The 12,445-nt window shown below is 42.3% G+C and carries 9 protein-coding genes; 7 read left to right on the top strand and 2 right to left on the bottom strand.

The features are described 5' to 3' along the window. Positions 1-1,276: 1,276 nt before the first annotated feature. The gene (locus AA84_RS0113880; RefSeq protein ID WP_028977701.1) at positions 1,277-1,879 is read left to right on the top strand and encodes an ECF transporter S component; all 603 of its coding nucleotides are present in this window, start codon (positions 1,277-1,279) and stop codon (positions 1,877-1,879) included. An 81-nt stretch (positions 1,880-1,960) separates the two neighbouring features. Continuing rightward, positions 1,961-2,506: a DUF6944 family repetitive protein gene (locus AA84_RS0113875; RefSeq protein WP_028977700.1), complete on the top strand. Its 546-nt coding sequence runs from the start codon at positions 1,961-1,963 to the stop codon at positions 2,504-2,506. A gap of 167 nt (positions 2,507-2,673) precedes the next feature. On the opposite strand, the gene AA84_RS0113870 is transcribed toward AA84_RS0113875, so the two are convergent. After that, entirely contained in the window at positions 2,674-3,030 is a 357-nt protein-coding gene (locus AA84_RS0113870) for a hypothetical protein (RefSeq protein ID WP_051578054.1), read from the bottom strand. A gap of 224 nt (positions 3,031-3,254) precedes the next feature. On the opposite strand from AA84_RS0113870, the gene AA84_RS0113865 reads away from it, so the two are divergent. The 5 genes from AA84_RS0113865 to gnd all read left to right on the top strand — a co-directional run bounded on the left by AA84_RS0113865 (position 3,255) and on the right by gnd (position 10,451). After that, positions 3,255-4,148 (top strand): putative RNA methyltransferase, encoded by an 894-nt coding sequence (locus AA84_RS0113865; protein WP_028977698.1) that lies wholly within the window; start codon positions 3,255-3,257, stop codon positions 4,146-4,148. 113 nt (positions 4,149-4,261) lie between these two features. After that, a complete protein-coding gene (locus AA84_RS0113860; protein WP_028977697.1) occupies positions 4,262-5,029 on the top strand; it encodes a DeoR/GlpR family DNA-binding transcription regulator in 768 nt (255 codons plus the stop codon). A 149-nt stretch (positions 5,030-5,178) separates the two neighbouring features. Further along, positions 5,179-7,080, top strand: a complete 1,902-nt coding sequence (locus AA84_RS0113855; protein ID WP_028977696.1) for a PTS fructose transporter subunit IIABC — start codon at positions 5,179-5,181, stop codon at positions 7,078-7,080. A 224-nt stretch (positions 7,081-7,304) separates the two neighbouring features. Further along, on the top strand, positions 7,305-9,407 hold the full coding sequence (locus AA84_RS0113850) for a glycosyltransferase family 39 protein (protein ID WP_152540382.1): 2,103 nt from the start codon (positions 7,305-7,307) through the stop codon (positions 9,405-9,407). A 144-nt stretch (positions 9,408-9,551) separates the two neighbouring features. Then, positions 9,552-10,451 carry a phosphogluconate dehydrogenase (NAD(+)-dependent, decarboxylating) gene (gnd, locus tag AA84_RS0113845; protein ID WP_028977694.1) on the top strand — a complete coding sequence of 300 codons (900 nt, stop codon included), beginning with the start codon at positions 9,552-9,554 and terminating at the stop codon, positions 10,449-10,451. A gap of 70 nt (positions 10,452-10,521) precedes the next feature. Here the strand turns inward: gnd and AA84_RS0113840 are convergent, their stop codons facing one another. After that, complete coding sequence (locus tag AA84_RS0113840; RefSeq protein WP_028977693.1) at positions 10,522-12,252, bottom strand: pyruvate oxidase; 1,731 nt, start codon at positions 12,250-12,252, stop codon at positions 10,522-10,524. Positions 12,253-12,445 lie beyond the last annotated feature (193 nt).

Below are 12,445 nucleotides of genomic sequence, written 5' to 3'. Positions count from 1 at the left end.
GTTAACCTGCATTTCACTCATCTGTTCTTAGGTTGTATGGAGTAACCCTTTTTCCTGTTTAGGAATATCAAATAATGACCATGCTGTTTCCTAAAAGGGTTGCTCGGAACATTGCTGGAAGGGATGGATGAATGAGAATGAAACAACCTGTTCTTTCACGTCCAGAACGACTGACTTGGAGGCAGAAAGTTAAAGCAGCTAAACTCTTTGTTAATATATACCGAAATAATCGCCAAGATTTATCGGTCTTAAGTTCTATTGTTGTTGCCCTGCGTCATTGTTCGATAATTTGTAACGACGCGTCTTATCGCTCAAAATAATAGAATATTTGCTTTATCAAAACAGTATTGCCTGTTGGCAGTACTGTTTTTGGTATTTTCGTTTAAAAAGTTGAAAAACAGGAAAAAAGTACAGGGTCAGATGCGGGATGATGCGTACCCCCGCACAAAATATGCGGGGGTACGCATCATAAATTCGTTGTTGGTGCGTGGGAAAATAAGCTATGATATTAATGGTTAATCGATAGGATCGATTGCTGGTAATTTTAAGGTGAATCAATGGCGAAACTTCTGTAAATCCGACCCCAAATACTTAATGATTCAAACGTACGACGAGCCCAAGTGCGTTTGATGTTTCATTTTTCCTCTCTAACTGTAATTCCCATCCGAAGTAAATTGGATTTGCATGACAGACCGCAGGATTCACCTTAATTTATTATTAAAAGATTTTTGATTCTCATGATCGATAACGTTAAACCTCATGTTATTGTTGTCATTTGAACTAAAGAAGTGAATGTTAAACCTTTAGCAATAACTCCCAAAACACTATTTTATGGATCCCAATTGCGGGATCTTTTTTTACATGAAAAGAAAGTTTATGATTTTGCTTTGGTGTAGAACGATAAGCGGCAATTTCATCAATAAGAGTTAGCTCGAGACACGAAAGCGCGAGACGCCTGCGGGAACAGCGTGCCAGCGAGACCCCGCAGATACCTACCTGTCTGAGGAGGCTCGCGGTGCGCCCGCGGCAAGCGAGTAACCGAAGCGGCGATTCAGCACCGAAAAGACACTAGTCCATCACACATGGTTGGAGATTAAGGACCGGGCGTATTTTGCCCGGTTTTTCTTACTTTCTGCAGCTTAAAAGCAGTATAAAATAATTATTAAGAATAAAAAGAATATTGAATAAACATAAGTTTTTCTTTGTTTTCGATAAACCAAGCCTTATAATTCAATTAAAACACTTTTTGTTAGAAAAACAAATGAAGGAGATTATCATGAGAAACGAGAGCAAGAATGCCACTTATCGCTTAGTTTTACTAAGCATATTTACCGCTATTATCCTCCTGCAAAATTTTGTTCCATTTCTGGGCTATATACCCATGGTTGCCTTAAGCCTCACGATTATCCATATTACGGTGATTATCGCAGCGATTGTGCTCGGGCCAACTGGCGGTGCTATTATCGGTGGCGTATGGGGAATGACTACATTTATTCGCGCATTTACTTTTCCAACCAGTCCTGTTGCGCCCATTGTTTTTACGAATCCGCTTATTTCTGTTTTTCCTCGTATCATGATCGGGATTATTTCTGGGAATGTGTACCTAAAATTAAAAAAAATGGGATGCCCACAATTTGTCAGCATGTCGATTGCAGCACTGCTTGGCGCTTTGACGAACACGGTTCTCGTGCTGGGATTGATTTATTTATTCTATCGACAACCCTATGCAAATGCCTTGCATATGGACGTCACCCAGTTGCTGCCGGCGCTATTGGCCATTGTGTTTACAAATGGTATTGCCGAAGCGGTAGCGGCATGTATTGTCGCACCAACCGTTGCAACCGCAATCCTTAAAGCAAGAAACAAGACCGCTTCATAACCAATGGATCTGGCAAAACTCCATTCAGGTGTTGTGTGCATATGATGGAGTAATGCCATTGGGAGAGGAGGTGGGATCTCTGTGAACAGAAAAGAATTATCAGAGGGTTTCGCACTCTTATCCATTACGATTGGAAAAGTGATGGCTGCTATTGGGCAGACGCCGATTAAAACATTGGATCGCGAAACTCAGGATCAGTTAATTCTTTTAGGTAGCATCATCCAGGTTGGGGCAGGTGCGTCACTTATTGATCTCACCTCCAATAACTCGTCTGAACAATTAGGACTGGCGCTCACCGTTATTGGTTATGGTTCTTTTGTTCTTCAGTTTATTAGAGACGAAGATGATGATCGTATCTTACTGAAACGCGCAATTTCCTCAAATCTTAAAGAAGTATTGGCATCCTTTGTGATAGCTACCGATCCGATTTTTTGGAGAAAAATGTATCAGATTATCGGCACCATGTTGGTATGTATCGGGAACTATATTCAAGTCATGGGGAGAAATCGTTTACTTGCGGAAGGCGAAGATTATACATTGTTTGATCCCTTGGTTACCTTTGGAACTTGGATGGAAGCAGGAGGATCAGCTATACTGACACTCGGGACTATTGAAGAAACAATTTAATAGAAATGAAGTTAAAAATAAGGAGGGCATCGCAACGTCTGTTTGACGCTTTGATGCCTTCCTTGTGATTTAAGTGAACGTACAGCAAATCGGGTGGGATGGTCAAGTGTTGTATTTGCCACGATATCATTTCATCCCTAATGATTGTCTTCATGGGGCAAGAACCCTTAATAAAAAAATGGAAAAGGATAAAGAAATGGGGTCGCAAATAGGAAGAATGGGAATAGAAAACGATTAAACCTGCGATACCTTGGACGCGGTCCAGGACCATAGAAATAACGCGTGTCGGATTCAGGTTCAGCATTCTCAGGTACCAGCATGATTACCCCTTGATCAGTAACATCTTCGACTATTCCTTCCATTTGTGTACCATCAGCCATCTGTGCAATGACATAGTAATTCATGTATTTTCGGCATAGGTTATTTATTGCTTGCGTGTTGTCAGTAGGCTGATTTACATTTCGATCATTCATTTCATGGGGAACAAAAAATGACGGATTGTTTTCTTCGTACGTATAACTCATCATCATCTCTCCTTTATGCCTTAGTGTATTCACCCATTTTTCGAACCGTGACAAAAACACTTTTTTCGATAAACTACGGAAGTATTCATTTATAAGCAGCGTACAGAGGTTAATTATTTTTTGACGTCAAGAGAAAAACAAGCGGTACATGCTGTGCTATAATGTGTCAATGAGTTAATCTACCAATAAATCAATGGTAATAAGTAGACAAGGTTGTGTGATGAATGAATAATAAGATGCGCTGCGCCGAACAAATGCAGCAGGAGTTGCAACACTTTCGTTGTCCGCTTTGCGGAGAAGCGTTTACGCTTGTTAATGAACAAAGAAGCCTAAGGTGTCCAAATACACACACCTTTGATATTGCCAAACAAGGGTATGTCAATCTGTTAACAAAAGCCGTGCATACTCATTATGACAAGCAGCTGTTTGAAGCGCGCCAAAGAATTATTGTTGGGCATAAGTTTTTTAATCCGCTCGTGAAAAGTATCGTGAACGCTATAGATGAGCAGATGGGCAGTGATAAGGTTCAACAATCGACGATCCTCGATTTAGGTTGCGGTGAAGGATCACATCTGGCAGCTATTTGTGACGCGCTTTCACAACAGACGTCGAAACAAATTACGGGCTGTGGTATTGACCTTGCGAAACCGGGTATTCAATTAGCTGCAAAACATTATCCGAATCAAATCTGGTTTGTCGGAGATCTTGCGCGGCCACCTTATCAAAAACACAGCTTTCAATTTTTGCTTAATATTCTGTCGCCATCGAACTATGATGCATTTGATTCATTACTTGAATACGGCGGTTCTGTCATTAAAGTCATACCGGGAGAACACTATCTTCAAGAGTTGCGTCATGCATTTTACAGCACGAGCAGAGCAACCTACTCGAATGTCGAAACACTTCGTCTGTTTAAAGAGCATTATCCTGAATCCGAAATGCATCATCTTCACTATATAGTAGAGCTTGATAAAGCAGGATTGAGTGATTTGCTCTACATGACGCCGCTTACTTGGAACATACCTGAATCAACGCGCCAAACGTTTTTAAATCAAGAAACCGCCATCATTACATGTGATCTTCTATTGCTGATCGGACGGAGATCGAACAAAAACTAACTCAAAACCAGTCATATTCATTCAATAAGTGCTGTATCTAAAGAATTATTTTGAAATCCTTTGATTGATTTTGAAAGAAAAAGTGGTACAATAGGTGATGTGGAGGAATGAATATGTTGGCTGAAGAAAGACAGCTGATGATCTTGAAGACTTTAGCGGTTGACCATGTGGTTAAGTTGAAAGCACTCGTTTCTATGCTCAATGCTTCTGAATCGACTGTTCGACGGGATTTGCAAGAACTAGAGGGTCGTCATCTTCTCCGCCGTGTGCATGGTGGTGCATCACTTCTGCGTAAGTTAAATGATGAACTGGATATGGAGACAAAAACATTCAAAAATGTGCAGAAAAAGAAAGCGGTTGCGAGACTAGCTGCAACGAAGATCAAAGATAATGATTGTGTATTCCTTGATGCTGGGACAACGACATTAGAAATGATTCCTTTTATTACAGCAAAAAATGTAACCGTTGTCACTAATGGCCCTGCACACGGTGACCTGCTCGTTCGAAAGAAGATCATTTGCTATTTGTTGGGTGGACAAATGAAATCAACGACAAAAGCCGTTATTGGAAGTTTGGCGCTGCAATCGATTAATTTGTTTCGATTTGATACTGCATTCATTGGCGTAAATGGGATTGATCCTTCAATGGGCTATACAACGCCGGATCCGGAAGAAGCAGCGCTGAAGCGGCGCGCACATGATCTTGCACAACGCACTTACATTGTGTCGGACAGCAGCAAGTTCTCTGAGATCTCTTTTTGCAAGATTTTTGATCTCGGCGAAGCGATCATCATAACGGACCATCTGCCTGACTTAGATGGCTTCAAAGTCACCGACAAAACGGAGATCTATGTTGCTGATCAAGAAACCGTTGATCGGTAACCGCTGAGATTGATCAGCCAATGCGTTCAGATGTTGCTGGAAAAAACGAAGTTTTGTTTTTGATAAAAGATGAAATCGTTTACCTAAAACCAGTATCTGGAACGATGATGCTCTACAGACTTAGATTAGCAAAAAGGAGTGGAACTTCTATGAAAATTACAGATTTAATGATTGAAAGCGCTATGCTTTTGGACATGAAAGCGACAACTAAAGAAGGCGCTATCGATGAACTGATTACCAGTCTTGAAAAAAATAATCGAATTAATGATCCGCAACTTTTTAAAGAAATGATTTTGAAGCGTGAAGCACAATCAAGCACAGGCATTGGCGACGGAATCGCAATGCCTCATGCGAAAACAAAAGCGGTGAATGAAGCGACCGTTGTTTTTGGTCATAGCAAAAAAGGGATTGATTACAAGGCTCTTGATGGACAACCTTCATACCTATTCTTTATGATTGCGGCCCCCGAAGGAGCGGCTGATGTACATTTGCAGACGCTGGCAGCATTGTCCCGACTGCTGATTGACCACGATTTTGTTGAACAAATAAAACAAGCCGGTACTGCACATGAGGTTGCCCAGCTTTTTAATGAAAAGCAAGCAGAGCATGATGCAGAAGAAAAGAAAGAGGCAGAAGCAAAAAATGCACATGCTCTGAAAGCATCATCTGAAGAGCAATTCGTCGTTGCCGTTACCGCATGCCCAACGGGAATTGCACACACCTACATGGCCGAAGATGCTTTGAAGAAAAAGGCAAAAGAAATGGGCGTAGCCATTCGTGTTGAAACAAATGGTTCAGAAGGGGCAAAGCATGTGCTTACTAAAGATGAGATTGCACGTGCTGCTGGAGTCATTGTTGCTGCAGACAAGAAAGTTGAAATGGCTCGCTTTGACGGTAAAAAGGTACTGCAAACCCCTGTAAGCGACGGGATTCGCAAACCGGAAGAATTAATCAATAAAGCACTGCATGGCCAAGCACCTGTATACCATGCGGAAGGCGGAGGAGCTGAAGAGAGCGAGCAAGTCGGTAAGGAATCAGTCTGGAGCAAGGTTTATAAAGATCTGATGAACGGTATTTCCCATATGCTGCCGTTTGTCGTCGGTGGTGGTATTTTACTTGCCATATCGTTCCTTTTTGAACATCTGGGCAAAGATAATACAATCTTTCAGATGCTTAGCGCTATCGCCGGGGGAGACACAGGGGCCTTCCACTTCTTAATCCCAATTCTCGCCGGATTTATCGCAATGAGTATCGGTGATCGACCAGCATTGATGCCAGGTATGGTTGGCGGTTTTCTAGCAGCAAGTGCGAATGCTGGTTTCCTTGGCGGCCTTGCCGCTGGTTTTCTTGCTGGATGGGTGATTATCTTGCTGAAAAAAGTATTTAGCGGTCTTCCGCGTACTTTGGACGGTATAAAACCGATTCTGCTTTATCCTGTTTTGGGCCTGTTGGTTACGGGAGGATTAATGTATTACATCCTTAACCCAATTTTTAAATGGATTAACACAGGATTGATTGGCGGCTTGAACCATCTAGGAACCGGAAATGCAGTTTTGCTTGGTGTTGTTCTTGGCGGTATGATGGCCGTTGATATGGGTGGTCCGGTAAATAAGGCTGCTTATACCTTTGCGATTGGTGTCTTTACAAGCAGCGGCAACGAAAATGGTTTAATGATGGCTGCCGTCATGGCGGGTGGCATGGTACCGCCGATTGCGATCGCTTTAGCTTCATCGCTCTTCAAACACAAATTCACTGAAGAAGAACGCAAAGCAGGTATTACAAACTATGTGCTCGGTTTATCGTTTATTACAGAAGGTGCAATTCCATTTGCGGCTGCCGACCCGCTTCATATCATTGGTTCAAGTGTGATTGGTGCAGCAATTGCTGGGGGATTAACTCAGCTTTGGAACATTAATATTCCGGCACCTCATGGCGGCATCTTCGTTGTACTCCTTGGTAATCATCCGATTCTGTTCTTGGTTTCGATTATCATCGGATCAATCGTTTCCGGGTTAATTCTTGGACTTTGGAAAAAGCCCGTAAAGCAGTAAATGAGCATGAGCAAAAGCATTATTCCAATGCGTTAAAAGCGGCTGAAACTTCGACCGCTTTTTTTTATGTCTGAAAAGTGATAATAGCAGGGGTTTTGACAAATACTAGTCCAGTAATGACTGAAAATCAGATCTTCTGGGTGTGAGCATTTTTGGATGGTAAACGTCGATTAATACAATTATTTTCAGGGGCGTTTTTTCTGTTTGGCGGGGTTTTTTTGCTTATGAGCATGATAGGTCCACTTTTTCTTGGGAACTATTTAAAATATGGAAATCTTGCCTATTCATCATTGGACTTGACCTGGATCCTGTTACTATTAACGGTTGTTTTTATACTTTTCTTACTGTCGATGCATCGACTGTTGTGTGCGTGTCACGGGAAAACGGTGTATCGCTTGCGCTTTTTGCTGGTTGCTGTGATTGGTGGCTATGAACTTTTCCTCCTTATCGTATTTTCAGGGATCCAGCCTCCTGAAATTGATGGCGGACATGTGTTTATGAAAGCCTATCATTTATTGGAAGCAAACAGAAATAATGCAGACACGATTTATTTTCAAATCTATCCGAATAACATCCCCTTGCTGCTGATCCGCTATGGACTTTACCGTATCTTTCCATTGCAGTCGGTCGATGCATTTTTGTTTCTTGATCATTTGCTATGTATGGCTGTTTTAAATTGCGCTATTCTTTTCTCTACAAAAATAGTTAAGATAATTTTCGGAATGAGAATGAGTGTGTTCTTTTTAGTGCTGATCGCTACTTGTTTCCCATTGTTTTTCTATTCGCTTTACTTTTACTCGGATACTTTGATGATTATGATGCCTCCGCTTTTGATCTATTTATGGATGCGCTATGAGCAGGGCAACAAGCCTTACGGTCTTTTATTTTGTCTTCTGCTTGCTGCCGGTTGCGTTATTCGCCAGAATCTGATTCTCTTTTTGCCCGCACTCATCATCTATCTGCTGTTACAGAAGCGTATCAAGCATGTTTTGATGTTTACTGTTGTGACACTTGGCGCATTGCTTATCATGCAAAACTCAGCGATTCAGCTGGCTGAAGGAATCCATCTTAAGTCAAACGATCATGCAAAGATGCCGACGACACACTGGATAATGCTTGGCCTATCCGAACAGGGGCGGTATAATTACAATGATTTTCAACGAACATTCACCAAACAGACCCAGGAGGAGAAAAGAAAAGCAACAACGGATGAAATCAAGAAAAGGCTGCATGAGAAATCAATCGGAACACTGATATCTTTGTGGTTTGTTAAAGCGTTCCGCGTCTATGCGGATGGCTCGATGGGCTACTATTGGTATCTGGGAAATACATCCACACACTCCTTGATGTACGATTATTTAATTGGGGGACAACGCGCGTTATTCCTTCTAATTATTCAAGCTTTCCACTGTGCCAATTTGTTTTTTCTTCTTTGTTCTGCACTTCGCGCGTATCGTAAAAAGCACATCGATACGGGTCTGCTTTTGCAAATGATGCTCTTTGGGAATTTCGTATTTTATATTTTTGTTTGGGAAGCAGAGCCTCGCTATGCGCTACTGTTCCTCTTTCCATTTCTAATCATGAATTGTTACGGTGTTTCCAAGGTGCAGCTGTGGCTCGGCGAAAAGAGGCAGATGAATCGTTCGCTGTGGTCAATAACGGGTCAGCATACTGCACATCTGCTTGTGATCCTGCTTTTAGCTGTGACGGTCTTCCATTTCCGTGTGATTACACAAGAGAGTGATGTACAATACCGCTATGCGGTGAATCAAAATCAGCGCAAAGGCTCGCTTCAAGCTCGAGTTTCGCTTGATCACTATGTTTCACAAACCTTTTATGCGGATCGGTCATTTGATCATATTTCTTTAGGCATGTCTCGTTCAAAAGGGGATGGCATTTATCAAGTAACACTTCGTTCTCGATCCGGGGATGAAGAACAAACGAAGCAATTTACAAAACATGGCTTGAAGAAAGGCACACTTTCTAATTTTAATTTTGTTCGTCCTTTTCGTGGCAAGAAGAAGTATGTCTTAACGGTTTCGATGATTGGAAATCAGCAGCATAGTTATCTGGATTTAGCGATTCATGGAAAAGGATTATTCGAACAGAGAGATTTGTATCGAGGCGGCTCTTTAATGTTCAACGGACGAATATTAGAGGGAAGAGACTTACAATTCCGTGCTTATATGCGTGATACACGTCCCTATTTATCAACAACGAGTTATTTCGTGTTTGTGAGTGTTCTGCTGCTGATGATCATTCTATTTACCGATGTATATCGAGACCCAGTTGGAGTGCATTCCCGCATACCTCCTGATCCTGCTTAATTGGCTTATGAAAAATGCCTCCGTCTTTACTGTGCTTGAATGGATTGTGGTTGTCAAAAAACAACATTTGATTTGGATAACCCGGCGGAATAGGTTAAACTAAAAAAAGAGAAAACATAAATTTTGATAAAATAGGTGATTGAAATGAAGATCGGACTCATTGGATTGGGAAAGATGGGGTACAACCTTGCACTTAATATGTCTGAACATGGTTTTGCGGTTAATGCCTTCGACCTGTCCGAAGCAGCTGTAAAAAAAGCACAAGAAACTGAAGGGATTGAAGGGTTTACTTCAGTAGAAAAGTTGGTAAACAGCCTAGAAACGCCGCGGGTATTCTGGCTGATGGTTCCAGCAGGGGATCCGACAGAGCAAACGCTCAACACGCTTCTTCCTCTGCTTGACGAAGGGGATATTGTGCTTGATGGAGGCAACTCACGCTACACCGATACACTTCGCCGTTACGCGCGATGTAAAAAACAAGGAATCTCATTTATGGATGTCGGTACATCCGGCGGGATGAGCGGTGCGCGCCATGGTGCTTGTATCATGGTTGGCGGAGAAGAACGATCCTTCAGCTATCTCGAACCGCTCTTTAAAGCAATATCGGTTGAGGATGGTTATCTCTATACGGGAAAAGCAGGGAGTGGCCATTTCTTAAAAATGGTTCATAATGGTGTCGAATACGGCATGATGCAGTCGCTGGCTGAAGGTTTTGAAGTTTTGCAGAAAAGTGAATTTGATTACGATAATCAGGCTGTCGCAAAGGTGTGGAACCATGGTTCAGTGATCCGCAGCTGGCTCGTGGAACTTCTTGAAGATGCTTTTTCAAAGGATGGTAATCTAGAGAAGTTGAGTGGGGTTATGTCCTCATCCGGTGAAGGAAAATGGACACTAGAGACCGCTCTTGATATGCAAGTGCCGACTCCGGTCATTGCTCTATCACTTTTGATGCGTTATCGTTCTCTGGAAAGCGATACGTTCTCTGGCAAAGTGGTTGCTGCATTGCGTAATGAATTTGGCGGACATGCTGTCGTTAAAAAATAAAACCTTGGGAACCAAAAAAGGATCTGCCCTCAGAGGGGCAGATCCTTTTTTCACTTTATGATCAAATCGATTACAGGAACCGACGCATAACCGTCTTCATTGGCGGCATTTTTTCCATTTTGTGATTTTCAGCAATTGATTTCGCCGTGAATCGTGCATAACCCTTTGCTTCATCCATCACAATTTTTCCTGGAAGCGGCGCAGCATTTACATCTACGGCAACGTCAAGAATTACCGGCACATCTGATGCTTTGGCTTGCTCTAGAGCAGGCTGGAGTTCTTCATATTTTTGAATCCGGAATCCTTTTCCGCCGCATGCTTCGGCAAACTTGGCATAATCAATGTCACCAAAGTCAACAGCATATTTTAATTGACCGGCGGACTGTTGTTCATATTTAATGAACGCCAATTGTTTGTTGTTTAAAACGACAACGATAATCGGCATTTTGTAATGAACGGCAGTAGCAAAGTCTTGCATCACCATTGCAAATGCACCATCCCCCGTGATGGCGATGGCTTGACGATCTGGGAATGTCTGTTTGGCTGCGATGGCACCGGGAAGACCGCATCCCATCGTACCTAGCCATGCAGAAACAATAAAGTCTTGATTATCTCTAAGTCTGAGATAACGTGTTGACCAAACCGTTGACGTACCGACATCCACAGAATAAATCGTGTCATCCTCAGAAATGGATTCAATGCCTGCCATCAATGCTTCAGGAGCAATCGGCGATTTCTTTTGATCCTGGTCCTCATTCATCCAGTTCCACCAAGTCTTCATGTTGTCTTGGCATGTTTTCAGGAATGGACGGTCAGAAACAGGTGTTACATGTTCTGTTAAGTAGGCGAGCGCTTCAGCAGCATCACCGACAATTCCGTTAGTTACCGCATAACGCTTGCCGATTTTTTCAGGATCAATGTCGATCTGAACACATTTTGCACCTTCCGGAAGATATGCTGCATAGGGATAATCGGTACCGATCATGATCAGCAAATCAGAACTTTTCATTGCTCGATAGGCAGGCTTTGTACCGATTTTGCCAATATTGCCGATAAAGTTCGGGTGCAAATCTGAAATTGCTCCTTTGCCGGGCAATGTGATCGCAACGGGTGCGTCGATACGTTCTGCAAAGGCTTTGAGTTCATTCTTTGCATTTTTCGCGCCAACACCTGCTAAAATGACCGGACGCGTTGCATTGTTAATTAAGGCTACCGCATCATTCAAATCATCTTGAACAAGACCAGGCGTTTTCTTCTCAAAAATCGTTGAAAGTTGAGGCGCGCTGTCGGAAATCTCACCTAGCGGAATATCATCCGGAATGGAGAGAACCGCAACGCCGCGTTTTGTATAAGCCGTGCGGATTGCTTGGTTGACAACAGCCGGGAAGCTTTCGGCGCTTGTGATTTTTTTGTTGTATACAGCAACATCTTTAAACAGTTCCACTGTGTCGACTTCTTGAAAATAATCGGTTCCGGTCAAACGTGATGGAATATGTCCGACAAGTACAAGCATCGGTACATGATCCATCTTAGCATCATACATGCCATTGAGTAGGTGAATCGCACCAGGACCGCCAATTGCAAGGCATACACCGATTTTTCCGGTTAGTTTTGAATAAGCTGCAGCTGCGAGTGAAGCGACTTCTTCATGACGAACCGTGTAAAATTTTATTTTGCTTTCTTCTTTGCGTAATGCTTCAACCATCGTGTCAATGGAGTCGCCGGGGATACCATAGATATGATCAATGCCCCAGTTTTCCAGCAACTTGACGACTGCATCACTTGCTTTTACTTTTCCCATATTGGGTTCCTCCTCCAGAGTTGAATACATTCTTGAAACAGATTTTTGTTTACGTTTCAAGATCTTTCTCTATATAAAATGTGACAATAAATTGAACCTTATGGGTTCATTTTATGACAAATAGAAAAAAATGCAAACCGATATGCTCATAAATCATCGACGGACAGGTTGATCGATACTTCTTTTTCGAATG

This window comes from Sporolactobacillus terrae DSM 11697, from assembly GCF_000648615.1.
GTDB classification, from domain to species: domain Bacteria; phylum Bacillota; class Bacilli; order Bacillales; family Sporolactobacillaceae; genus Sporolactobacillus; species Sporolactobacillus terrae.
The sequence above is the reverse complement of the archived record's forward strand: the minus strand, read 5'-3'. Positions and strand labels throughout refer to the sequence as shown.